Here is a 23867-nt window from a genome sequence, read left to right on the forward strand (position 1 = left end):
TCAGTCGGCCGCCTGCGGCGTTCCGCTCATTCCCGCCTCCCAGCCGTCCAGGCTACTGCGCACCCACTCGACGGCCTCCTGACGACGCGCACGCGATCCGATCTGGATGTCGCTGCCTTCGTAGTCGTTCTTGGCGATGGTCCAGAACTCGTCCCAGTCGAGGTCGGATTCGCGGACGGCCATCGTCCCATCGTCACGCTCGAAGATGCGCGGGTACTCGGGAATCTCCAGCCCGTACTTCTCGGCTTTCGGGACGTAGAGGTTGAGGAACGAGTTGCGGAGTTCGTCGTTGGAGACGGTCTTGAGGCCGACGTCCATCGCGAAGTCGTTGTGCGTCGACTTGTCGTTCGTCGGCCCGAAGAACTGGAGGATGCGCGGCCACCACTCTTCGAACGTCTCTTGGGTGCGCTCTTGGGTCGCCTTCGACCCGCGCATTAGTTCACGGAGGATCGACTCGCCGTGTTTGACGTGGAAGCCCTCCTCGAAGCAGACTTTGTCCATCGCGTGCGCGTACGGCGTCCAACTCGTCGACTTGAGCGTCGCTTGCCGTCGCATCGCGCCGCCGTCGACGAAGAAGTCGATCATCGGCGCCTCGTACCACGAGTCGACCGGGTAGTGGAAGCAGTTGAGGAACTTCCCCTCGCCGTTCTGGAGTTCGTCGAGCATCTCGTCGCGCGTCTTCACGCCCAGCGTCTCGGCCGCGCGGTAGAGCAACTGTGCGTGCCCAATCTCGTCTTGCACCTTCGCCGTGTTGGCGAGTTTCCGGTCGAGCGACGGCGCGTGACGGGTGAACTCCTTGTCGAGGTAGCCACCCATCACCTCGCTGTTGGCGTGGAACTGGATCATCCGCGTCGCCGCCTTGCGGTACTCCTCCGGCATGTCGTCTTTCGGCCCGAACTGCCGGGGTCCGGCGCGTTCTTTGACCTCCTCGATATCCATATGATCGATCCTTCACGTTCTGCCACTTACCGATTCACCCGTTCATACGCGGGTTTTATATTCGGATCGGGGGAGTAGTCGCTATGATCGAGGAGTGTCTCGTCGTCGAGGTGCGCGTCAGCGGCGACGACTGCCCACTCGCGGCCGCGACAGCCACGACCGGGACGCCGATTCGGGCGGAGCCACCACAACTGCGCGCGGACGGCAACGTCCTCCTCCGGTTCGGCGCACCCCGCTCGGACGCCCTCGCGGAAACACTCGACGCCGACGAACGGATCCGCTATCTCCATCGCTCGCGGGCGGGCGACCGCGACACCTACCGCTGTCTCTCGAAACACCCGTGTGTCGTCCACGAACTCGTCTCGGCGGGGTTGCTCGTCGAAGACATCACCTATCGCGACGGCGACGCGACCGTCACAGGTGCGGTCGTCGGCCACGAGGTCTTGCGTGGCGTGATGGAACGCGCAGGCGAGACGGTCGGCGTCCGACTCACGCGGACGTACCCGCTGCGCGAGGAGACAGAGCCAGTGACCGGGCAGTTCGGCCTCACGCCGCCGCAGACGGAAGCGTTGCGGGCGGCGGTCGACGCGGGCTACTTCGCCGTGCCACGGGCGGCGACAAGCGAGGAGGTGGCCGCCGAGTTGGGCCTCTCGAAGAGCGCGTTTCTGGAGCGACTCAGGCGTGCGGAGGCGACGCTGTACGAGGGGCTATTCGGGGAGTGAATCGCGGTCGGCGGAGTTAGTCACTCCGAATCCGGCGCTGAGCAGCGTGCGTCTGACGCCGAGCGACCAGGCCCCGACGGGGCCGACCCCCGGTGAAACGCCAGCCACACCGCGACGGCGACGCCGGCTACCGTGACCACGTCCGAGAGCGGCGTCAGCACCGGTCCCGACGGGTCGAGGATGTAGACGGGATCGAACGGCGGGATCAGCATCGGCAGGAGTGCGACGGTCGACTGTACGGCCACGACGACGCCGACGGCTTTCAGGAACTCCCGAACTCGGAGTCGAGGACCGGTCACGAACAGGATGGCCAGCAGGAACGACGCCTCGAACAGCCACTGTCTCGGAAGTCGTCCCGCCGGGATGCCGACGTTCCAGACGCTCGACCGGACGAACACGACGGTCGAGGGACCGGTCGCGCCGGGCGTGCCGAGCGCCGTGAGGAGGTTCGCGACCACGCCGATGGCCACCAGTCCGCCGGCGGCGACGAGGCCGCCCACCCCCGCAGCGGCGAGGCCACGCTGTACGGAGAGGCCCGGGCCGATCCGCTCGTCGGCTATCTGCGCGAACAGTGGGTGGTGGGTCGCCTCGCCGGTGATGGCGGCGAGGCGGTCGAACCCGCCGCCGTACGCGATCCACACGGCCGTCGCGACCGCGACCACGGGAACGACGTTCGACAGCGGCACCGCGAGGATGGTCAGTCTGAGTCCAGAGAGTCCGCGGAACACGTACTGCCAGCCGGTTCCCACGAGGCCGACCGCGTACACGAGGACGGCGCTCCCGGCGACGACCCGTCGAGAGGGGGTCGCCACGACGAACAGCACCGCCACCACGAACGGGACGAACGTCACGGTCGCCAGCGCCGTGCCCGTCGCCACACCCAGTGCGATCGCGCCGAGTTCGTCCGGCGCTCTGCCCGTCGAGAGCAGTCTCGTCCACGCGACCGCGACGAGTGCGACGGCGATTACTGCGCCGCCGGGCACGGCCGCCGCGACGAGTCTCCGTCGCTCAGAATCGAGTTGGAGGGCCGACATACGGCAGTCGGCACGGCGAATCGGCATAAACGCTCTGCCGGCGTGGGCGTTCCCTCGCACGGGAGTCGATCCCCAGTACGGCGTGGGCGGAGGCGACGACCGGCGGAAAGCATTCACCGCCGGCGGACGGTCGTCTCCGTGTGACTCGCGCTCCCGCGTTCCCGACGCGCCGCTGGGTCGCGGTCTCGTCTCTCGCGGTGTTAGTGATTGCCGGCGGCTGTCTCGCGGCCGATGCCCGTGGTGGCAAGGTCGTCGGGACGTACCGCACGACCGCTCCTGCCGGTGTCGACGCCGTCGACCGCGATGCCATCGGCGTCGTCGCCATCGACCGCGCGGTCGACGACGCGTGCCGAGCGAAGCGCCCCGACGACACCGCCGTCGTCGAGTTCACACCCAACGAACAGACGGCAGTACGCGACGCATACGAACGCCTCATCGGAGGGGGCGGCGACCTGTACGTCCGATGTGGCGACGCCGATGCCACCGGCGACAGTGTCGTACAGGTCGACCTCAGACTGTACTCGTAGGCAACATCCCCGAGCTATCCACCCTTCTTCCGGTACCACACTCGCTCGCCGACCGGCGACTCGTCCGGGCCGATGTCGAGTCGCCCCACGAACAGGTCGCGCACGGCGAGCGTGACGGTCAGTTCGACCGACTCCCCGGTCTCGGAGGCGACGGTGACGACGCAGTGGCCGTCGCGTTCGGCGATGTCGGCGACGGTCCCGACGGTCCAGCGGTCGCGGTGGTGTGTCGGCTCTCGGGCGTGGATGCGGTCGTGGTTCACGTTCGGTCTCCGGGCGGTATCGAGTAAAGCGACGCGGCGACGCCCCTCGTCGTGGTCACCGGCCGCCCCGACGGTGCGACTCCTGCCGCGTCGTCGACCGATGGGATTAGGCGATGGCGACCGTGTGACCGTGTGAGTATCAGTGAACGGAGATGTGACGGGGTCGGAGAGACGACCCACGTCGTGTGAATGACGGTCCGCGTCAACTGGCGAGTGAGCGTGAGCCTCCTCGGGACGTTCCTGAAGTGGGTGTGGGTGCCGCTCGTGCTTCCGGTGGGCATCGCTCTCTTCGATGGAACGCCCCTGTTGCCGTTCCTCGTGCCCGCAGCGACGGTGCCGTTCGTCGGCCTCGGCTTAGAGCGGGTCACGCCGGAGCGTGACCTGCGCGCGCGAGAGGCGTTCCTCCTGGTGGCGCTGACGTGGCTCTCGTTTGCCGTCGTCGGCGCGGTACCGTTCGTCCTCGCGGGCAACGGCACGCTCGCGTCGCCGGTGAACGCGCTGTTCGAAGCGATGAGCGGCGTGACGACCACGGGTGCGACCGTCGTCGTCGACTTCGACGCCCACTCGCGCGCGGTGTTTATGTGGCGTGCGCTGTTGCAGTGGCTGGGCGGCCTCGGAATTCTCGTCCTCGCTATTGCACTCCTCTCGCAGTTGTCCGTCGGGGGCGCGCAGTTGATGGAGACGGAGAGTCAGACGCAGGATGTCACCAAACTCACACCCCGGATCCGCGAGACTGCGGCGCTGTTGTGGACGGTGTACATCGGCCTCACGGCGCTGATGGTGGCGGTGTTGTACGGCCTGCACCTCGTCGGCCTCGCGCCCGAGATGACGCTGTTCGACGCGGTCGCACACGCGTTCACCGCTGTCTCGACGAGCGGATTCTCCCCGCGCGGTGACAGCATCGCGGCGTTCTCACCCGCCGTGCAGTGGGCGGTCATCCCGTTCATGATCGCCGGCGCGACCAACTTCGTGCTCATCTACTTCGTCGTCCACGGCGACTTCAAGCGCCTGCGCAACAGCGACGAGTTCCGCTTCTACATCGGCATCCTCGCCGGGTTCACCGTCGCCGTCACGGCCGTCCTCGCGGTCGACGCCCAGTTCTCCTCGGGTGAGTCGACCGTCCGCCACGCCGCTTTTCAGGTCGCTTCCATCGTGACGACGACGGGGTACGCGAGCGCCAACTTCGACCTCTGGTCGTCAGGCGCGAAACACATCCTGTTCGTCTGTATGTTCATCGGCGGGATGGCCGGGTCGACGACGTGTTCGATCAAGACGCTGCGATGGCTGGTCGTCCTCAAGTCGTTCCGTCGCGACCTGTTCGTCGCGAGCAGTCCGACCCTGATCCGACCGGTCAGACTCAGCGGAAAGGTCATCGACGAGGACACCATCCGCGACATCTACGCGTACACGCTCGTCAGCCTCGTGTTCTTCATCGTCGCGACCGTCCTCGTCGTCGTCGACGCCGCCCGCGCCCGCGTCGTCGTCACCGAGTTCGAGGCGATGGGCGCGGCCGCCTCCACCTTCTTCAACGTCGGCCCCGCGTTCGGCATCGCCGGACCGTTCGCGAGTTACGAGCCGTTTCCGACGTCGACGAAACTGCTGATGACGTTCCTGATGTGGATCGGCCGAATCGAGATCGTCCCCGTCCTCGTGTTGTTGACGCCGTCGTACTGGCGCGCGTGAGCGTGGCCGCGTTCGGAAGCGATCGGGCGTGGCCGCCGCGGTCTGACGTGGCCGCCCCGCCACGTCGGTGACGAGCAGCCATCGACTTCGCCCACAGCAAACGCGCGTGAGTAACGGGTGTACACTGGATGTACTCTTGACCAGATCTGATACGTATGTGACTAGAACTGGCGGTAGCCGGTAACCGATAGACAGCGACCGGATCGCGGATCTCGTAGATTCTCAAACCGCAAGAAAGCGGTGCGTTCGGGCCTGAGACGATGGAATCGCGCGGGTTATACCGGTGCGTGCGAAACGCCGAGTGTGAGCGAAACCGAGATCGAATCCGCTGATCGCCACCTCTCACTCTCTAGCCGTGCCTATCGCATTACCGTCGACGACGGACGGGAGACGTTCGACGCGTTAGAGATCCACGACGAGACCCGACCGGAAGCGTACCTGATGTCCGACACGGTCCACTCGCTGGAATCGATGCGGTGAGGACACGGCCCCCGTCCGAGTCACATCTCAGTAGTCACACGCCGTTTGGCTTCTCTCCGTTCGTAGACTCCGCTCGCGAGTGAGTCACCCGTCTGTCGCCCCGGCCAGTCGGTCGCGGATCCACGCGAACTCGTCGTCCGTCACCTCGTGGCCGACGCCCTCGTACACCCGGTTGGTAACGTCCGCACCGAGCGTTCGCAATGCCGCCGCAGTCTCACGAACACGCGACGGCGGAACCCGGTCGTCGTCTGCACCGCCCGCGACGAGAACGGGTGTCTCCGCGAGGTCGCCTTCGTACCCGGCCGCGTCGACGGTCGGACCCAACAGCGTTCCGCTCAACACCGCCGTCGGATGACGGCTCCCAGCCGTCGCGGCGTACTCGGCGGCGACGCACCCGCCCTGCGAGAAGCCGACCAGGAGGACGGCCGCCGGCGGCAGCGATAGCGTCTCGCGCGTCCACGCGAGCGTCGCCTCGACGACCGCCAGCGCCGACGAGCGGTGGGGTTCGTTCCGCTCGATGGGTTCGTCGGCCGCGTACGGGAGCCACCGACTCCGGTGTGCGCCGGGCGCGACGAACGCGACGCCGTGACTGGCGACCGGGTCGAGTACGTTCACGATCCCCTGTGGCGTCGCCCCCCGCCCGTGGAGAGCGACGACCGCCGCCCGCGCCGCCCCGCGTGGCGCACCGGCCGTGAGGACGTCGCCGCCGCCGTGTGGCCCGGGTACGTCTGCGAGGACGCGGTCGGGCATCACTCCGACCGGGTCGCCCGGGGCACGTCGACCGCCGGCAACTGCCCCTCGATCATCTCGCGGTCTTCCTCGGCCCACGGCGGGAGGACGAGCGACCCGCCCAGGTCCGCCGCCGCCTCGTCGGCGGTCACGCCCGGCGTCTCCGTCGCCAGTTCGATCAGGATGCCGCCGGGTTCGCGGACGTACACTGACTTGTAGTAGTAGCGGTCGCGAATGCGCGAGACGTCGATATCGCGGTCGCGAAACAGGTCGTGCCACTCGCGCAGTTGCTCCTCGTCGGGGACGCGCAGAGCGACGTGGTGGATGCTCCCGACGCCCTCGCGGGCGAAGTCGGCGTCGCGGTCGAGGAGGTCGACCGTCGCCGCGTCGTCGCCGGGTGCGCGGTACCGGACGCGGTCGCCGTCCTCGCCGACGTACTCCAGTCCGAGCGTATCGAGGACGCCCGCCGTCGCGAACGGGTTCGTCGGAAGCGCCGTCACGCCGTGGATGCCACGGATCGCCATCGACTCCGGGACGGTCGCGGTCCACGGGTCGAGCGACTGCGCTGCGGCGACGAGTTCGAGTCGCGTGCCCGCGGGGTCCTCGAAGCGGAGGGCAGTCTCGTCGAATCGCTCGATTCGGTCGCTCGTGACGCCGTGGGCGCCGAGGCGGTCGGCCCAGTCGTCCAGCGACCCCTCGGGGACGGCGAACGACGCCGCGGTGATCTGCGGGCGACCGCGTCGCCCCGGCGGTTCGTTCGGGTACGGGAAGCAGGTGAACAGCGTACCCAGATCGCCAGCGCCGTTGCCGTAGTAGAAGTGGTAGCGGAGGACGTCCTCGTGGTTGACCGTCCGCTTCACGAGACGCAATCCCAGGGTTCCAGCGTAGAAGTCGAGGTTCGCCTGCGCGTCCCCGACCATCGACGTGACGTGGTGGATACCGGTGGTGTCGGTGAGCATACTGAGACCGATATTCGCTGCGGGGGCGGTTCAATCCCCCCGACCCCGGATCGGTGATCGTTCGTCCACACGAGGACTGTCTATCCGTCGAAAAACGCGACGGAACCACTCACGTCGGAAGTTCGACACTACAGGTGACAAGTGAGTGCGAAAGAGTAAACCTGCGGACTACCGTATCGGGGGTATGAACCTCGAGCCCCTCGACAGAGGTGTACTCATCCCTCCCACCCGTGGCGCTCGACGCGCCGTTCTCTCCACTGACTCGACCGAACTGGTCGAGGCCGACCTCCGCTCGCTCACGGCGACCAGCCCCCGTGCCGTTCGGGGCCGTGCAAACACGGGTGATCGAGACGACGATGCGTGATCCGTCCGAGGAGGTAGCGGTAACGTACGACGAGGAGAGCGGAGCGTACACCGCTCGGTTCGACCCCGACGAACTCGCGCCCTCCATCGCCGTCGTCGAGTCGACCTCATCCATCCGACAAGTCGACCCCGAACGACACGCACCGCTGTTCGAAGTGGTCGACCCCGAGGCACTCGACCGCATCTGCCTCCGACAAGGCGTCGACAACGACGGCGAGTTCTCCGACGAGACCGTCGTCGAGTTCACCTACCTCGCGCATCGGATTCGCGTCACGAGTGGCGGCGTGATCACTATCACGCCGAAATCGACGACAGACGGCGAGTAGCGAGCGCCGACCCGCCGACCGTCACCCTGCGATGACGAGGACCCGTGTGTTCCCTCGCCTGTCGACGTAGCCGCCTGTCGACGGGGGCTTGACCGAGACGGCCAACGTTCCCTGCTCTCGATTGGGGCCGAGCGTCGGGTCGACCGTAACCACCGCTGTCCCGTTCTCGTTCGTTCGCGCCGTGGCGACTCCGTCGATATCGGCAGTCTCGCCGGTCACGACGACCGTCGCGCCAGCGACTGGGCGTCCGTCCGCGTCGACGACCGTCAACCGGAGTCGCTGTTCACCAGGCGTCGTCACTTCCGGTTCCGGTCGCACGTCGAGTTCTGACATCGCGAGTCCGCCGACGCCCGAGACCATCTCGAGCATCACGCTGAGACTCGCGACGCCGACGACCAACGCGACGACGAGCCTGACCGGCAACCCCTCGATTGCGCGGTCGTCTCGCCGGAGTTCGTCGAAGCGGCGACGCTCGGCAGCGACGACGGCTGCGATCCGACGGCGAAGGACGGCGACGCGTGACCGGAGTTGTGTGACCATACCTCCGCTGGTCTCGGGTTCGTATGTGAACGCTCGGACGAGCGTTTATCCGTGATTGCGTACGGACCCGACGACAGCGCGGCTATCACACGGACCGATAGGCGAGAACGTTTACCGCTTGGCGGCCCACCTGCGAGTATGGACGTGATCAGTCGGTGAGCGCCGACGACCGGTCGGTGAGTGAGCGACTCGTCGCGGGTGCCGTCGAGAAGCCGATGTTGGGCTTTTTCGTCGTGTTTATGCTGTTGATGGCGGTCGGATTTCTCGTCGGACTGATCCTCGTCGTAACCTGAGCCGCGCCGTTCAGGTTCCGAAGGCGGCGTCTCGGAGGTCGGTCTTCTCTTGTTCGTGGTCGAGTTCCCGCCCCAGCCACGCGGCCGTCAGATCGATGAGCGTCTGCTCCCAGTTGGCGAACCCGTTACGACGGGAGCGACCCGCGACACACAGCGTCCCGTACGGCTTCCCGTTCACTTCGATGGGCGTGCCGAGGTAACACTCGAAGCCGAGAACGTCGGCGACGTACGTGGTCGAGAGGTCGGGAACCGCGTCGTCGCCGCCAGCCACCTCGTTCACGTCGCCGAACGCCACCGTCCGGTTCTGCTGCAGCGTCGAGTTGCAGTACGTCTCGGCCAACGGGAGGACGTCGTCAGGCGCGAGCGGCACGTCCGGGTGCGAGTCGGCGGCGACGACGCCGATTTCGTCGTCGACGACTCGCGTTAGCGCCGCGAAGTCGACGTCGTAGGCCCGACGGATCGCCGAGAGGACGTCGTCGAGCGTGCCCGCCATCCGCGTGTCGCTGGCACTGACACGACCGATCACCTCTCGGAACGCCGCCTCCGCGGCGCGGTCGCGACGGCGCTCGTGGAACGTCTCGATTTGCTCCGGCAGGCTCTCGACGAGGCCGTCGAGTCCGTTGCGGTCGTCACTGGCGTCGCCCCCGCCGTCGTCGAGAACGAACAGGTCGGTGACGCCGGCACGAAACAGGTCGCGCGTGGTCCCGGCGTCGAGGGCTGCCGTCTCGCCGTACGCGACGATCGGCAGGTCGACGTACGCGCCGCGGAGTTGCTCGACGAACGCCTCCGAGCCATCGGGGAGCGGATGTCCCACGAGTACCGCGTCGTACGACTCGTGTCGAAGCGTGTCGGCCGCTGTCGTCCCGGACGGTTCCGGGTCGACGACGAACCGGGTTCCCCCAGTCAGGGTGCTGGCGACCGTGGTGCGACGCGGCCCCTGCGCGTCCACCTGCAGCACTCGGTCTCCTGTCATTACGGGCCGCACTCTCTCTGGTGGTATGAACCTGCCCCTAATGCACACTCATATACGGCTTGGGTAGACCGGCAGTACAGCCACTCTATCTATTGTATTCGCCCACGAGAAGGATCGGGGAACGTCTGCTGGAAGGTAGCGCATCGAGGCCACAGAGCGATGAACGTCGCTCTGTCGACGTTGAGAATCGAAGAAGCGCCCGGAGCGGGATTTGAACCCGCGTCACGACCGTGACAGGGTCGTATGATGGGCCACTACACCATCCGGGCGTGCATCGCGTCGGTGGGTTTCCACCTCACCTCTGCGCATCTCAACCGATGGCGGGTAGATAATTAAGACTTCTCATCCACCGCCGCTGTGTCCCGCGATACCGTGCGCCGTAACGTTCATAGTGGGTCGCCCATACGGTTCACTCGTTGTTCGCGGGGTCGCCCAGCTATCGGTACCCACGGCGTTTTGACAAGCGTTATGTGGCCGGGTCGTATAGACCGCCGTAGTATCTCGTGAAGACTTCTCCCCACCACAGAACACGCCTGCGCGCGACCACGAACCTCACCAAGCCATGGTAAACGTAAGCGACCACGAACTCGTACCCGACCACACGCTCCTCGACGACCCCGAGCACGTCGAGGAGGTGCTCGAGGAGTACAACGTCAAACGAACGGATCTCCCGAAGATCACGCGGACGGACCCGGCGCTGCCCGACGAGGCAGAACCTGGTGACGTCGTCCGGATCGAGCGAGATTCGCGGACCACCGACACGGCGGTCGTCTACCGCCTGGTGGTAGAATGAACCGAGAAGCCCGACGCTCCGTCTCGCGAGAGTACTTCTCGCAGGAACGGCTGGCCGAACACCACTTCCGCTCGTTCAACAACTTCCTCGACCGCGGGATGCAGCGCGTGGTCGACGAGAAGGAGACCATCGAGACGGACATCGGCGACAAGGAGGGGCAAGAGCCCGTCTACGTCGAACTCGGCGACGTGCGGATGACGACCCCGCGTGTCCGCGAGGCCGACGGTTCCGAAGAACTGCTGTACCCGCAGGAGGCACGCCTGCGCAACATCACCTACGCCGCCCCCGTCTTCATGGAGATGAAGATCATCCGTGGCGGCGAGGACGAACCCGAGACGGTCGTCGACCAGACCGAGACGAAGGTTGGCCGGATGCCGATTATGGTCGGCTCCGAGAAGTGTAACATCTCGGGCTTCTCCGACGAGGAACTCGTCGAGATCGGCGAGGACCCCGTCGACCCCGGCGGCTACTTCATCGTCAACGGCTCCGAGCGCGTCCTGATGACCAGCGAGGACCTCGCGCCCAACAAGATCCTCGCGGAGTACGACTCGAAGTACGGCGACGAGATTCAGGTCGCCAAGACGTTCTCTCAGCGTCGTGGCTACCGCGCGCTCGTGCTGTGTGAGCGCAACCGCGAGGGACTGCTCGAAGTGAGCTTCCCCTCGGTCTCTGGCTCCGTCGACTTCGTGACGCTCGTGCGCGCGCTCGGGCTGGAATCCGACGAAGAGATCGTCCACCGCGTCTCGGACGACCCCGAGATCGTGAAGTTCATGCTGGAGAATCTGGAGGAGGCCAGCGTGCAGACCGAGGAGGAGGCCATCGAGACCCTCGGCGAGCGCGTCGCCTCCGGCCAGGGGAAGAACTACCAGCTGAAGCGGGCGAACTACGTCATCGACCGCTACCTCCTGCCGCACCTCCACGAGGAGGGCGTCGAAGAGGAGGACGTCCGCATCAACAAGGCGTACTACCTCTGCCGGATGGCGGAGGCGTGTTTCGAACTTGCGCTCCAGCGGCGCGAGTCCGACGACAAAGACCACTACGCCAACAAGCGGCTCAAGGTGTCGGGCGACCTGATGACGGACCTGTTCCGGACGGCGCTCAACAAGCTCGCACGCGACGTGAAGTACCAGTTGGAGCGGGCGAACATGCGTAACCGACAGCTCACCGTCAACACGGTGGTTCGCTCGGACGTGCTGACCGAGCGGCTCGAACACCCCATCGCGACGGGGAACTGGGTTGGTGGCCGCTCTGGCGTCTCCCAGTTGGTCGACCGCACGGACTACATGGGCGTGCTGTCGCACCTGCGCCGTCTGCGCTCGCCGCTGAGCCGGTCGCAGCCCCACTTCGAGGCGCGTGACCTGCACGCGACCCAGTGGGGTCGCATCTGTCCCTCCGAGACGCCGGAGGGGCCCAACTGTGGGCTGGTGAAGAACTTCGCGCAGGCGATGGAGCTCTCACAGAACATCGAGGACGAACAGGGCCTGAAACGAGAACTCGCGTCTATGGGTGTCGAGGGCATTCCCGGCATCGAGGGCGTCGACCGCGCGTCCGCGGACGACTAACACAATGGCAAGCACACGAGAAGCGAAAGTCTACGTCAACGGGAGTCTGGTGGGGACCCACCCGGACCCGAACCAGCTCGCGGCACAGATCCGTGAGGCGCGCCGACGCGGCGACGTCTCCGACATGGTGAACGTCTCGGTCAAAGACCGGACCAACGAGGTCATCGTCAACGCCGACGCCGGGCGCGCTCGGCGACCGCTCATCGTCGTGGAGAACGGGGAACCGCTCCTCGACGACGAGACCATCGACGCGCTCGACGACGGCGAAATCGAGTTCGACGACCTCGTCGACCACGGTATCGTCGAGTTCATCGACGCCGAGGAGGAGGAGGACATCTACGTCGCCACCGACGAGGAGGACGTCAACGAGCGAACGACCCACCTCGAAATCGACCCGCAGCTCATCTTCGGGATCGGTGCGGGGATGATCCCGTACCCCGAGCACAACGCCTCGCCCCGCATTACGATGGGCGCAGGGATGATGAAGCAGTCGCTCGGACTGCCGTCGGCCAACTATCGCATCCGGCCGGACACTCGGCAGCACCTCCTGCACTACCCGCAGCTGTCGATGGTCAAGACGCAGACCACCGAACAGATCGGGTTCGACGAGCGCCCGGCGGCGCAGAACTTCGTCGTCGCGGTCATGTCCTACGAGGGCTTCAACATCGAGGACGCGCTCGTGATGAACAAGGGGAGCGTCGACCGCGCGATGTCGCGCTCGCATTTCTTCCGCACCTACGAGGGGGAAGAGCGACGCTACCCCGGCGGCCAGGAGGACCGCTTCGAGATTCCCTCGCAGGACGTGCGCGGCGCACGTGGCGAGGACGCGTACACCCACCTCGACGAGGACGGCCTCGTCAACCCCGAGACGAAGGTGAACGAGAACTCCGTCCTGCTGGGCAAGACGAGCCCGCCGCGGTTCCTCGAAGAACCGGACGACATGGGCGGTCTCTCACCGCAGAAGCGTCGCGAGACGAGTGTCACGATGCGCTCCGGGGAGTCGGGCGTCGTCGACACGGTGACGCTGATGGAGGGCGAGGACGGCTCGAAGCTGTCGAAGGTGTCGGTGCGCGACGAGCGGATCCCCGAACTCGGGGACAAGTTCGCGTCACGCCACGGCCAGAAGGGCGTCGTGGGCCACTTGGCCCCGCAGGAGGACATGCCGTTCACCGAGGACGGTCTCGTCCCTGACCTCGTCCTCAACCCGCACGCGCTCCCGTCGCGGATGACGGTGGGCCACGTGCTGGAGATGCTCGGCGGCAAGGTCGGCTCACTCGAGGGCCGCCGTGTCGACGGAACGGCGTTCCAGGGCGAGAACGAGGATGAACTTCGCTCGTCGCTGGAGGAGCACGGCTACATGTCCTCCGGGAAGGAGGTTATGTACTCGGGCGTGACCGGCGAGAAGATCGAGGCGGAGATCTTCGTCGGCACCATCTTCTACCACAAGCTGTACCACATGGTCTCGAACAAACTGCACGCTCGCTCGCGCGGGCCGGTGCAGGTGCTCACCCGCCAGCCGACCGAGGGGCGTGCCCGCGAGGGTGGCCTCCGCGTCGGTGAGATGGAACGTGAGGTGCTCATCGGACACGGCGCCGCGATGGCGCTGAAAGAGCGCCTCCTTGACTCCTCCGACAAAGAGACGGTGTACATCTCCGAGGAGACGGGGATGGTCGCGGTGGAGGACGTGGAGCAGCGTCGTATCTACGACCCGATCACGGGCGACGAGGACGACATCCACGAGATCGAGATCAGCTACGCGTTCAAGCTACTGCTCGACGAGATGAAGGCGCTCGGCATTCGACCGACCCTCGAACTGGAGGACGCAGTCTAACAATGGCAGGTCAGACACCCAAAGAGATCGGCGGCATCAACTTCGGGCTGATGGACCCGGAGACGTATCGCGATATGTCCGCGACGAAGGTCATCACGGCGGACACCTACGACGACGACGGCTACCCCATCGACATGGGGCTGATGGACCCGCGGCTGGGCGTCATCGACCCCGGGCTGGAGTGCCGCACCTGCGGCAAGCACTCGGGGTCGTGTAACGGGCACTTCGGCCACATCGAACTGGCCGCGCCCGTCATTCACGTCGGCTTCACGAAGCTCATCCGTCGGCTGCTGCGGTCGACGTGTCGAAACTGCGGTCGCCTCGCGCTCACCGCCGAGGAGAAAGAGGAGTACAAGGAGAAACTCGTCCGCACGAAGGATCTGGGCGGCGACCCGACCGACGTGCTGAAGTCGGCAGTCCGGCAGGCCCGCAAGGCCAACAACTGCCCGCACTGCGGCGAGCCGCAGGCGGACATCAAACACGAGAAGCCGACCACCTACTACGAGGTGCAGGACGTTCTCTCGGGCGATTACTCCGAACTCATCACGCGCGCGATGCAGCCCGACGAGGAGGAGGACGAGGAAGACGCCGAGCGGATGTCCCCGATGGACCTGGCGGACGAGACGGGCATCGCGCTCGACCGCATCAACGACATCCTCTCGGGCGAGTTCCGCCCGCGCAAGGAGGACCGCAAGGCGCTGGAGAAGGCACTGGGCATCGACCTCACGGTCGAGGACATGAACAAGCTGATGCCGAGCGACATCCGCGACTGGTTCGAGGACATCCCGGACGAGGACCTGGAACCGCTCGGCATCCACGCCGAGAAATCCCGCCCCGAGTGGATGATCCTGACCGTGCTGCCGGTCCCGCCGGTTACGACTCGTCCCTCCATCACGCTGGACAACGGCCAGCGCTCCGAGGACGACCTCACGCACAAACTGGTCGACATCATCCGCATCAACCAGCGGTTTATGGAGAATCGTGAGGCTGGTGCCCCGCAACTCATCATCGAGGACCTGTGGGAACTACTGCAGTACCACGTCACCACGTTCATCGACAACGAGATTTCGGGCACGCCGCCCGCGCGTCACCGCTCGGGGCGTCCGCTGAAGACGCTCTCCCAGCGCCTGAAAGGCAAAGAAGGTCGCTTCCGCGGGTCGCTGTCCGGGAAGCGCGTCAACTTCTCTGCGCGTACCGTCATCAGCCCGGACCCGACGCTGTCGCTGAACGAGGTCGGGGTCCCCGAACGGGTCGCCGAAGAGATGACCCAGACGATGAACGTCTCCGAGCGTAACATCGACCGCGCCCGGCAGTACGTCCGTAACGGGCCGGAGGCACACCCCGGCGCGAACTACGTCAAGCGACCCGACGGTCGCCGCCTGAAGGTGACCGAGAAGAACTGCGAGGAACTCGCAGAGAAGGTCGAAGCCGGCTGGGAGGTCAACCGCCACCTCGTCGACGGCGACATCGTGATCTTCAATCGGCAGCCGTCGCTGCACCGGATGTCGATTATGGCCCACGAGGTCGTGGTGATGCCGTACAAGACGTTCCGGCTCAACACCGTCGTCTGTCCGCCGTACAACGCCGACTTCGACGGCGACGAGATGAACATGCACGCCCTCCAGAACGAGGAGGCACGTGCGGAAGCGCGCGTCCTGATGCGCGTGCAAGAGCAGATCCTGAGCCCGCGCTTCGGTGAGAACATCATCGGCGCGATTCAGGACCACATCTCGGGGACGTACCTGCTGACCCACGAGAACCCCGAGTTCACCGAGACGCAGGCGCTGGACCTGCTTCGCGCGACCTCGGTCGACGAACTGCCCGAGGCCGACGGCACGAACGAGGCCGGCCGCGAGGTGTGGACCGGTCAGACCGTCTTCTCGGAACTGCTTCCGGACGACCTGAACCTCGAGTTCACGTCCTCGACGGGTGACACCGTCATCATCGAGGACGGCCAGTTGATCCAGGGGACCATCGACGAGGACGCGGTCGGCGCGTTCGGCGGCGAGGTCGTCGACACCCTGACCAAGATGTACTCGGAGACGCGCGCCCGCGTGTTCATCAACGAGGTGGCGTCGCTGGCGATGCGCGCCATCATGCACTTCGGGTTCTCGCTCGGTATCGACGACGAGTCCATCCCGCCAGAGGCGACCGAACAGGTCGACGAGGCGATCGACTCGGCGTACGAGCGCGTGCAGGAACTCATCCAGACGTACGAGGACGAGGAGTTGGAGAGCCTGCCCGGCCGGACCGTCGACGAGACGCTGGAGATGAAGATCATGCAGACGCTCGGCAAGGCCCGCGACTCCGCGGGTGAGATCGCCGAGGATCACTTCGCCGACGACAACCCGGCGGTCATCATGGCTCGCTCGGGTGCGCGTGGGTCGATGCTGAACCTCACGCAGATGACCGGCTGTGTCGGACAGCAGGCAGTTCGCGGTGAGCGGATCAACCGCGGGTACGAGGACCGCACGCTCGCGCACTACGAGGCAGACGACCTCTCGGCGGAGGCACACGGCTTCGTGGAGAACTCCTACCGCTCGGGCCTGACGCCCGAGGAGTTCTTCTTCCACGCGATGGGTGGCCGCGAGGGCCTGGTCGACACGGCAGTCCGGACCTCGAAGTCCGGGTACCTGCAGCGTCGCCTCATCAACGCGCTCTCCGAACTGGAGGCGCAGTACGACGGCACGGTGCGGGACACCTCCGGCACCATCGTCCAGTTCGAGTTCGGTGAAGACGGCACCTCACCCGTGAAGGTGTCCTCGAGCGACGAGAACGCCATCGACATCGACGGCATCACCGACCGCGTCGTGGAGGCGGAGTTCTCCTCCGAAAAGGAGAAAGAACGCTTCCTCGGGCGGCGTGCGCCGCCGACGAACCTCTCGGAGTACGCCGGTCCGGGGCTTGACAAGGCCGGTGGCGTGGGGGTGAGCGATGACTGACTCCGTCGAGAAGTTCGTGGACGCCCACGACGAGGTGACCGAGGACATCGCCCTAGTCGTCGAGGACACGGAACTCCCGCGACGGCTGAAAGACCGCATCTACGACACCATCGACGAGCGTGACGGCGTGACGACCGAACAGGCCAACGAAATCGCACAGGCCGCAGAGTCGCGCTTCCTCGACACGCGCGTCGACCCGCTGGACCCCGTGGGGACCGTCTCCGCGCAGTCCATCGGTGAGCCAGGGACGCAGATGACGATGAACACGTTCCACTACGCGGGCGTCGCGGAGATGGACGTGACCCAGGGGCTGCCCCGACTCATCGAGTTGGTGGACGCCCGAAAGACGCCGGACACGCCGATTATGATCGTCCACCTGGACGAGGAGCACGCGACCGACCGGCAGAAGGCCCACGAGGTCGTCTGGCAGTTGGAGTCGACGAAGATCCTCGCGCTGGGCGACGTGTCGACGAACGTCGCGGACATGCTCGTGAGCGTCGACCTCAACGAGGAGACGCTGCTGGAGCGGTGGCCCACCTACGACGACGCCGTCGAGGTCGCGAAGGTCGTCGCCGATATCATCGAGGACTCGCTTGGCGTCACGACCCGGCGCTCGGGAACGAACATCCAGTTCGGTCCCGACGAGCCGAGTTACCGCCAACTGCTCCAGTTGGTCGAGCAACTGCGCGACATCGTCTTCAAGGGGATCGAGGAGGTCACCCGCGTCGTCATCCGCAAAGAGGAGGTCGACGACGGCGACGAGGAGTACGTCCTCTACACCGAGGGCTCGGCGTTCTCGGACGCCTTAGAGATCGAGGGCGTCGACGCCTCGCGCACGACGTGTAACAACATCCACGAGATCTACCGCACGCTCGGCGTCGAGGCGGCACGCGAGACCATCATCAACGAGACGATGGAGACGCTGGAAGAACAGGGGCTGGACGACGTGAACATCCGCCACCTGATGCTCGTCTCCGACATCATGACGAACCGCGGCACCGTCGAGTCGATCGGTCGCCACGGCATCTCCGGGTCGAAGGAGTCCGTCCTCGCACGCGCGGCGTTCGAGGTGACGGTGAACCACCTGCTCGACGCGGCGATCCACGGCGAGGCGGACGACCTCAACGGCGTCATCGAGAACGTCATCGTCGGGAAGCCGGTCGCAATCGGGACCGGCGACGTCGACCTGCGGATGGGGTCGGCTCCTGACGTGAAGTCCGCCGACGACTGACGGTGCGCGTCGAGATATCCGACGAGGCGCGGCAGTACATCGGGACGTTCGACGACCTCGTCGGCGTCGCGCCGGTCGACTGCCTCGTGGAAGACGACGGTGACCGCCTCGTCTTCCTCCTCCCGGCAGGGGAGATGGCCGAGGCAATCGGCCCCGGCGGACGAACCGTCGACCGCGTCGAAGAGCAACTCGGAGCAGAGGTGGAACTCGTCGAGAACGCCGACACGCCGGAGGCGTTCGTGGCGAACGCCCTCGCCCCCGCGGCCGTCCGGGGCGTGACAGTGAGCCGGCAAAACGACGTCGTCGCGTACGTCGAAGTCGTCGACGCCGACCGCGGCGTCGCCATCGGCGCGGGCGGGCGAAACATCGAAGCGGCGCGGACGCTGGCGAAGCGCCACTTCGACATCGACGACGTGCAGTTGGCCTGAGCGCGGTCGACGGCCACCTACTGGCGGCGGCACCCTCTTTGTTCGCGGGAGTGTGGGCGGTGACGTGTTTCGTCTCCTCGTACAGACGGGAACGCCGACCGAATCGGGTCCCGTCCAGGAACTGGTGACGTCCAGCGGCGCACTCCTCGACGTCGTGACGTTCGTCGCCGTCTCCGTCGGTGTGTACCTCCTCGGTCGCGCGACGGTGTTTCCGCTCGCAGTTCGGGCCGTCCGCGCACGCAACCGAAACAATCCGACCATCCAGTCGGCGACCGAGACGTACCTCGCGGCGGTGCTGGCGGGCGCCGCACTCGTCGTGGGCGTCGCCGCCGCGGGGTACGGGTCGGTATTCTCGGAGTCGGCGCTACTCATCGCGGCGTTGACGTTCGCCGTCGGTACTGCCGGGCGCGACGTGTTGGGATCGCTCGTGAGCGGCCTCTTTCTCGTCGCCGACCCGGACTTCAACGTCGGGGACTGGATTCGCTGGCCCGAGGGTGAGGGCGTCGTCGAGGCCGTCGACTTCCGTGTGACCCGTGTGCGGACCGTGGACTACGAGACGGTGACGGTGCCGAACACGCAGTTGACGAGCAACGTCATCACCCGCCCGTTCGGGCGCGACCGGGTTCGCATCACCGAGACGGTCCACCTCGGGTACGACGCCGACGTCGAGCGTGCCCGCGAGTTGCTCCGTGACCTCGCGAACGAGGAACCGCGGGTGCTCGCCGACCCTGCACCGACGACGCGGGTAGCCGAACTCGGCGAGGGCCTCGTCACCTTGCAGGCGGAGTTCTTCGTCGACGACCCCGCGGGCGGTGGCCTGGTCGAGGTTCGCTCGCGGTTTCGCACCCACGTCTTGGAGGCGTTCGAAGACGCCGACATCACCCTCGGCCCACCCAGCGGTCGAGAACTCTCTGGTGCCGTCGATGTGCGCGTCGACGGGGAGGAATCACGCGGCGAAATCGGGGGACGGTGAGCGGATCAGGCGCGTTCGGAGCGGAGCGTACGATACTGTCGGATCGCCTCCGACAATGTCGTTTTATTGACGACATTTCAATCGGCAATAACGTTTATCACCCTGAATTGTGTCCGACCGACGGGGACCGCAGCCACGGTGAGTGCCGGTCTCCACCGGAGCGTGGGTCGTCGTGACCCACATCTGGCATTCCACCGCTCACCCCGGTCCATCCGGACCGGTTTCACTGGCCGGTCGGCGCATCCCCACCCCGCGGCGACCGGCCGGACTCGGTCACGGCGAGCGACTGCACTCGGCTGTGACGGATGCAGAGCGATTGATCCGCGCCGAAACGGCCGCTGTGGGCGTCGTCTGTTTCGCGAGACAGCCTCAGATCCGACGAGAGGTAGTGCTAATCCGTTCTCACGGCGTCTCGCCGTGCGACGAAAGGGAACTCTTACGTAGCCCCACGGAAGATGTGGATGTACGATGGCCAACGGCAAATACGCCGCGCGCAAACTCAAGAAGGACCGTCAGAAGCGACGATGGTCCGACTCCGAGTACGCGCGCCGCGAACGCGGTCTCTCCGAGAAGTCCGACCCCCTCGAAGGTGCCCCGCAGGGTCGCGGGATCGTCCTCGAGAAGGTGGGGATCGAAGCGAAACAGCCCAACTCGGCGATTCGGAAGTGCGTCCGTGTCCAGCTGATCAAGAACGGCAAGCAGGTCACGGCGTTCTGTCCCGGTGACGGTGCGATCTCGTTCATCGACGAACACGACGAGGTCACCATCGCGGGGATCGGTGGCGCGAAGGGTCGCGCGATGGGCGACCTCTCTGGTGTCAACTACAAGGTCGAGAAGGTGAACGGCGTCTCGATGATCGAACTCGTCCGCGGCAACGCGGAGAAGCCGGTCCGCTAATACGATGTCTGACGCAGAACAAGACGCCGACCCCGAGGCACCGGAACCAGACGCCCCCGCCGACTCCGAGCAGGCGACCGAGAACGCCCTGCTGTTCGGCGAATGGGACGTCTCCGAGATCGAGTACAGCGACCCCTCGACCCGTCGCTACATGAACGTGACACCCATCGCGCACACGCAGGGCCGTCACGCCTCCAAGCAGTTCCAGAAGTCCGAGGTGTCGCTGGTCGAGCGACTCATCAACCGCCTGATGCAGACCGAGGAGAACACGGGCAAGAAGCAGCAGGCTCAGCGCATCGTTCGCGACGCCTTCGACACGATCCACTCGCGCACCGAGGACAACCCGGTGCAGGTGCTCGTCGAGGCCGTCGAGAACGCCGCCCCGCGTGAAGAGACCGTCCGCCTGAAGTACGGTGGCATCTCCGTCCCGAAGGCCGTCGACGTCGCGCCCCAGCGCCGCGTCGACCAGGCCCTGAAGTTCATCGCGGAGGGCGTGCAGGGCTCGAGTTACAAGACGACGACGAGCGCCCCCGACGCGCTCGCCGACCAACTCATCGGTGCGGCACGCTACGACGTGCAGACGTACTCCATCTCCCAGAAAGAGGAGACCGAGCGCGTCGCCGCCGCCGCCCGCTGAATCCGGTCATCTCTCTTTGCGTTTTTTACAGACCACGTAGCGACGGGCTCGCTCAGCGAGTGGTCGAATCCGCGTGGCGGCTCATCCTCGTCACTCGTCGGACTCGGTCGGCAGGTCCAACAGCGGTGCGGTCGCCTCCAACAACGGCTTGAGATCTTCGAACTGCGGGCCGTGTTCGACCGTCTCCTCGTCACGGTCCCACGAGATGACGCCTGCGCTGTCCAGTCGCGGGAGGTGGATGTGATACAGTAGGGTCTGGGCAGTCCTCGGGTCGTACTCCTCCATCGGCAACTCGTCTACAGCTATCGTCTCGCCCTCGCCGTGTCGCTCTAGCAGTTCGAACAATATCGTCCGCCGCAGATCGTTACTCAGCAGCCCAAACCATTCATCTTGCACACGATGTAGTTTGTGTGATTAGTAATTATAACTTATCACTTCATTGAAGATTGCGGCTCAGATTTATGCACTGTCTTGTCCGTACCCTTCGAACTGGTCGATGGCGGTGTCGAGTTCCGACTCCGGGAGTTCGACAGGGTCGCCGACGGCCGACGACTGGAGGTACAGTCGCGAGAGGTCTTCGACGTGGGTGGTGTGTTCGAGTGCCGTCTCGATATCGTCGGCGGTGACGACGAGGCCGTGGTTCTCGATGAACGAGGCGGTGGCCTCGGCCTCCTCCATCGCGGCGACGACGTTGGCCGCGAGTTCCTCCGTGCCGTAGGGAGCGTACTCGGCGACGGGAACGCGCTTACCGACCGCGACGATCATGTAGTGGATCGGTGGGAGTTCCTGATGGAGGACGGCCATCGTCGTCGCCCACGGTGAGTGGGTGTGCACGATGGCGTCGGAGCCGTAGCCGCGGTAGATGTGGCGGTGCATCGGCACCTCGCTGGAGGGCTTCATCCGCCCGGCGACGCGGTCGCCGTCGAGGTCGACCACCGGCACGTCGGCGACGTCGAAGGCGTCGTAGGCGACCCCGGTGGGCGTGACGGCGAAGCGGTCGCCGTCGCGGACGCTGAGATTGCCCGTTCGCCCCGGCGTGAGTCGCGCGAGGTCCGGGGCGTGGTCGACGACCGCCTGCCGTGCCTCTCGAAGCACGTCCGGGTCTGCGGGCGGGGCGTCGCGGTCGCTCACAGCGCCACCTCCAGCACCGCCGCCAGCGAGTCGAGGTGGTGGTCTGGTCGTCGCAGGCCGTCCGTGTCGGCGTCTGCGGGACCGTTGAACAGCGCCGTCTCCATCCCGAGCGCGTTCGCACCCTCGATGTCGTTGACGGGGGAGTTGCCGACGACGAGCGTCTCGGAGGGCGTGCGGTCGAGTCGCGCGAGCGCCGTCGTGAACACCGGCGGTGCGGGCTTCTCGCGCCCGACTTCCTCGCTCGTGACCAGTGTGTCGAGGAGGTCGTCGACACCGAGGCGGGCGAGTTTCCGCAGTTGGATGCGCGTCGTCAGGTTCGTCACGATGCCCACGTCGACGTTCGCCTCGACGAGCGTCGAGAGCGTCTCGCGCGTGTCGGGGAACGCCGACAGTTCCGCGAGGTAGCCGTCCCAGTAGGCGTCGCCGAGCGCTCGCGCGAGGTCGGCGTCGAACGGGCCGGGGAGCGCCGCGACCACCTGCTGGTAGTAGATGTGGCGGTTGTGACTGCTGGCGGTCCCGGCGACCGCACGCTTCGTCGCCGCGCGTGCCTGTCGGCGTCGCTTCTCGAACGCGTCGGCAGCGAGGTCGCCCCCGCGGTCGCGGTACGTCTCGAAGGCGGCACGGCGGCCCGCGTCGTTGCAGGGGTCGTACGGGTAGAGGGTGTCGTCCAGATCGAACAACACGGCGTTGACCGTCATGCCCAACCCCTCACGAGGGCGGGACAAATCCGTTCCGGCGTGGCCGCGTCGGACTGTTCTCAGACGCGATACGGAGGCCCCGATGGATATCGACGCGCGCCGGAAGCGTCGACCGTGTTCCAGTCGCTCGGCCTGGTCGCCGCGGGTGCCGTGTACGCTGGCCTCGTGATGGCGTACGCCGGCATCGTCGTCCTCGCAGGCGAGAGCGCCGCGAACGCGGGGACGGTCGGCCTCACGCTGACGCTGTTTCGGCCTCACGCTGACGCTGTTGCTCCCGTTCACGGCGTTCCTCGCGACGCTGACCGCGGCGGTGGCAGGCGGATGGTTGCTCGTGGCCCGACTCAAGCCGCGTCGGGACCGACGCTCGTTCGAACGACGTGCCACCCGGCCGTGAGCAGCACCACCGCCGTCCCAGTGACGAGGAGGAACGGTCCGTAGTCGACACCAGCGTTCACGAGAAACACGCCGAGTGCGACCGACAGGCCGACGACGCCGACGACGGCGAGGGCGGCACCCGCGCCGGGCCGCCAGCGCCCACTCGCTCCGCGTGTGCGTGTCCACGAGGCGACGACCGCGGCGGCGACCGCGAGCGACCCACAGAACGCCGCGAACGCCGCGTCGTACATCGTTGCACTCGTGAACGTCGGGAGGACGACTTCGAGGGCGTCGAACGCGACGAGCAGGAGGTAGCCGGGAACGCCGAACGGGGGGAGCGGAACCGCGTACAACAGCGCGTAGAAGCCGGCGATGACCCCGGCGGCGACGAGGCTGTCCGTGAGGAGCGTCCGAGGCGAGAACGGGCCGGAGGCTCGACCGCTGTCGGAGGTGGAGGCAGAGGGCGGCGGGTCGGGCGCGGCGTCGGAGCCGAGTCCGTCGTCGGGGGCGGCGGCCGTGGAGGGGTCGGCGACCATACCGG

General features: G+C 66.3%; 27 protein-coding genes and 1 tRNA gene. 16 read left to right on the forward strand and 12 right to left on the reverse strand.

What is annotated here, in order from left to right:
- Nucleotides 1-939: a Phenylacetic acid catabolic protein gene (locus tag P0D77_RS14480; protein ID WP_277553816.1), complete on the reverse strand. Its 939-nt coding sequence runs from the start codon at nt 937-939 to the stop codon at nt 1-3.
- Nucleotides 940-1022: 83 nt separating this feature from the next.
- On the opposite strand from P0D77_RS14480, the gene P0D77_RS14485 reads away from it, so the two are divergent.
- On the forward strand, nt 1023-1661 hold the full coding sequence (locus P0D77_RS14485) for a helix-turn-helix domain-containing protein (protein WP_277553817.1): 639 nt from the start codon (nt 1023-1025) through the stop codon (nt 1659-1661).
- 20 nt (nt 1662-1681) lie between these two features.
- Here P0D77_RS14485 and P0D77_RS14490 read toward each other — a convergent pair whose 3' ends face one another.
- A complete protein-coding gene (locus tag P0D77_RS14490) occupies nt 1682-2695 on the reverse strand; it encodes a hypothetical protein (protein WP_277553818.1) in 1014 nt (337 codons plus the stop codon).
- Between the two features lie 140 nt (nt 2696-2835).
- Here P0D77_RS14490 and P0D77_RS14495 point away from each other — a divergent pair, with 140 nt between their 5' ends.
- Nucleotides 2836-3222, forward strand: a complete 387-nt coding sequence (locus P0D77_RS14495; RefSeq protein WP_277553819.1) for a hypothetical protein — start codon at nt 2836-2838, stop codon at nt 3220-3222.
- A 14-nt stretch (nt 3223-3236) separates the two neighbouring features.
- Here P0D77_RS14495 and P0D77_RS14500 read toward each other — a convergent pair whose 3' ends face one another.
- Complete coding sequence (locus P0D77_RS14500) at nt 3237-3482, reverse strand: DUF7861 family protein (RefSeq protein WP_277553820.1); 246 nt, start codon at nt 3480-3482, stop codon at nt 3237-3239.
- A 189-nt stretch (nt 3483-3671) separates the two neighbouring features.
- On the opposite strand from P0D77_RS14500, the gene P0D77_RS14505 reads away from it, so the two are divergent.
- Both P0D77_RS14505 and P0D77_RS14510 read left to right on the forward strand, forming a co-directional pair.
- Nucleotides 3672-5165: a TrkH family potassium uptake protein gene (locus tag P0D77_RS14505; protein WP_277553821.1), complete on the forward strand. Its 1494-nt coding sequence runs from the start codon at nt 3672-3674 to the stop codon at nt 5163-5165.
- A 303-nt stretch (nt 5166-5468) separates the two neighbouring features.
- Nucleotides 5469-5645, forward strand: coding sequence for a hypothetical protein (locus tag P0D77_RS14510; RefSeq protein WP_277553822.1), 177 nt, complete (start codon nt 5469-5471; stop codon nt 5643-5645).
- Nucleotides 5646-5729: 84 nt separating this feature from the next.
- On the opposite strand, the gene P0D77_RS14515 is transcribed toward P0D77_RS14510, so the two are convergent.
- Entirely contained in the window at nt 5730-6395 is a 666-nt protein-coding gene (locus P0D77_RS14515; protein ID WP_277553824.1) for an alpha/beta hydrolase, read from the reverse strand.
- Complete coding sequence (locus tag P0D77_RS14520; protein WP_277553825.1) at nt 6395-7333, reverse strand: VOC family protein; 939 nt, start codon at nt 7331-7333, stop codon at nt 6395-6397. The genes P0D77_RS14515 and P0D77_RS14520 overlap by 1 nt, the downstream gene beginning before the upstream one ends.
- Before the next feature lie 184 nt (nt 7334-7517).
- Between P0D77_RS14520 and P0D77_RS14525 the strand changes: the two genes are divergently transcribed.
- Together P0D77_RS14525 and P0D77_RS14530 are read left to right on the forward strand one after the other, a co-directional pair.
- A complete protein-coding gene (locus P0D77_RS14525) occupies nt 7518-7697 on the forward strand; it encodes a hypothetical protein (RefSeq protein ID WP_277553826.1) in 180 nt (59 codons plus the stop codon).
- A complete protein-coding gene (locus P0D77_RS14530) occupies nt 7690-8022 on the forward strand; it encodes a HalOD1 output domain-containing protein (protein WP_277553827.1) in 333 nt (110 codons plus the stop codon). The genes P0D77_RS14525 and P0D77_RS14530 overlap by 8 nt, the downstream gene beginning before the upstream one ends.
- Before the next feature lie 21 nt (nt 8023-8043).
- On the opposite strand, the gene P0D77_RS14535 is transcribed toward P0D77_RS14530, so the two are convergent.
- The gene (locus P0D77_RS14535) at nt 8044-8562 is read right to left on the reverse strand and encodes an Ig-like domain-containing protein (RefSeq protein ID WP_277553828.1); all 519 of its coding nucleotides are present in this window, start codon (nt 8560-8562) and stop codon (nt 8044-8046) included.
- 155 nt (nt 8563-8717) lie between these two features.
- On the opposite strand from P0D77_RS14535, the gene P0D77_RS14540 reads away from it, so the two are divergent.
- Nucleotides 8718-8855, forward strand: a complete 138-nt coding sequence (locus P0D77_RS14540; protein ID WP_277553829.1) for a hypothetical protein — start codon at nt 8718-8720, stop codon at nt 8853-8855.
- Nucleotides 8856-8865: 10 nt separating this feature from the next.
- Here the strand turns inward: P0D77_RS14540 and P0D77_RS14545 are convergent, their stop codons facing one another.
- Both P0D77_RS14545 and P0D77_RS14550 read right to left on the reverse strand, forming a co-directional pair.
- Nucleotides 8866-9828 carry a GAF domain-containing protein gene (locus P0D77_RS14545; protein WP_277553830.1) on the reverse strand — a complete coding sequence of 321 codons (963 nt, stop codon included), beginning with the start codon at nt 9826-9828 and terminating at the stop codon, nt 8866-8868.
- Between the two features lie 196 nt (nt 9829-10024).
- Nucleotides 10025-10097: transfer RNA gene (locus P0D77_RS14550), tRNA-Asp, on the reverse strand.
- Between the two features lie 293 nt (nt 10098-10390).
- On the opposite strand from P0D77_RS14550, the gene P0D77_RS14555 reads away from it, so the two are divergent.
- The 9 genes from P0D77_RS14555 to P0D77_RS14595 all read left to right on the forward strand — a co-directional run bounded on the left by P0D77_RS14555 (nt 10391) and on the right by P0D77_RS14595 (nt 21122).
- Nucleotides 10391-10621, forward strand: coding sequence for a DNA-directed RNA polymerase subunit H (locus tag P0D77_RS14555; protein ID WP_277553831.1), 231 nt, complete (start codon nt 10391-10393; stop codon nt 10619-10621).
- Nucleotides 10618-12183, forward strand: coding sequence for a DNA-directed RNA polymerase subunit B'' (locus P0D77_RS14560; RefSeq protein ID WP_277553832.1), 1566 nt, complete (start codon nt 10618-10620; stop codon nt 12181-12183). The genes P0D77_RS14555 and P0D77_RS14560 overlap by 4 nt, the downstream gene beginning before the upstream one ends.
- Nucleotides 12184-12187: 4 nt before the next feature.
- Entirely contained in the window at nt 12188-14014 is a 1827-nt protein-coding gene (rpoB, locus tag P0D77_RS14565; protein ID WP_277553833.1) for a DNA-directed RNA polymerase subunit B, read from the forward strand.
- A gap of 2 nt (nt 14015-14016) precedes the next feature.
- Nucleotides 14017-16956: a DNA-directed RNA polymerase subunit A' gene (locus P0D77_RS14570; RefSeq protein WP_277553834.1), complete on the forward strand. Its 2940-nt coding sequence runs from the start codon at nt 14017-14019 to the stop codon at nt 16954-16956.
- A complete protein-coding gene (gene rpoA2, locus P0D77_RS14575) occupies nt 16949-18187 on the forward strand; it encodes a DNA-directed RNA polymerase subunit A'' (protein WP_277553835.1) in 1239 nt (412 codons plus the stop codon). Before P0D77_RS14570 ends, rpoA2 begins: the two co-directional genes overlap by 8 nt.
- 2 nt (nt 18188-18189) lie before the next feature.
- Entirely contained in the window at nt 18190-18615 is a 426-nt protein-coding gene (locus P0D77_RS14580) for a NusA-like transcription termination signal-binding factor (protein WP_277553836.1), read from the forward strand.
- Nucleotides 18616-18679: 64 nt separating this feature from the next.
- Entirely contained in the window at nt 18680-19588 is a 909-nt protein-coding gene (locus tag P0D77_RS14585; RefSeq protein ID WP_277553837.1) for a mechanosensitive ion channel family protein, read from the forward strand.
- A gap of 468 nt (nt 19589-20056) precedes the next feature.
- Nucleotides 20057-20485, forward strand: coding sequence for a 30S ribosomal protein S12 (locus P0D77_RS14590; RefSeq protein ID WP_073306653.1), 429 nt, complete (start codon nt 20057-20059; stop codon nt 20483-20485).
- A gap of 4 nt (nt 20486-20489) precedes the next feature.
- The gene (locus P0D77_RS14595; protein WP_277553838.1) at nt 20490-21122 is read left to right on the forward strand and encodes a 30S ribosomal protein S7; all 633 of its coding nucleotides are present in this window, start codon (nt 20490-20492) and stop codon (nt 21120-21122) included.
- Nucleotides 21123-21212: 90 nt separating this feature from the next.
- Here P0D77_RS14595 and P0D77_RS14600 read toward each other — a convergent pair whose 3' ends face one another.
- From P0D77_RS14600 to P0D77_RS14615, 4 genes are all read right to left on the reverse strand, one after another.
- Nucleotides 21213-21518: a DUF7344 domain-containing protein gene (locus P0D77_RS14600; protein WP_277553839.1), complete on the reverse strand. Its 306-nt coding sequence runs from the start codon at nt 21516-21518 to the stop codon at nt 21213-21215.
- Between the two features lie 63 nt (nt 21519-21581).
- The gene (locus P0D77_RS14605) at nt 21582-22253 is read right to left on the reverse strand and encodes a ribulose-1-phosphate aldolase (protein ID WP_277553841.1); all 672 of its coding nucleotides are present in this window, start codon (nt 22251-22253) and stop codon (nt 21582-21584) included.
- A complete protein-coding gene (locus P0D77_RS14610; protein WP_277553842.1) occupies nt 22250-22951 on the reverse strand; it encodes a ribulose-1,5-bisphosphate 5-phosphatase in 702 nt (233 codons plus the stop codon). Before P0D77_RS14610 ends, P0D77_RS14605 begins: the two co-directional genes overlap by 4 nt.
- A gap of 341 nt (nt 22952-23292) precedes the next feature.
- Nucleotides 23293-23862 carry a hypothetical protein gene (locus P0D77_RS14615; protein ID WP_277553843.1) on the reverse strand — a complete coding sequence of 190 codons (570 nt, stop codon included), beginning with the start codon at nt 23860-23862 and terminating at the stop codon, nt 23293-23295.
- Between the last annotated feature and the right edge of the window lie 5 nt (nt 23863-23867).

Source organism: Halobaculum limi (assembly GCF_029490015.1).
In the GTDB taxonomy this organism is placed as follows: domain Archaea; phylum Halobacteriota; class Halobacteria; order Halobacteriales; family Haloferacaceae; genus Halobaculum; species Halobaculum limi.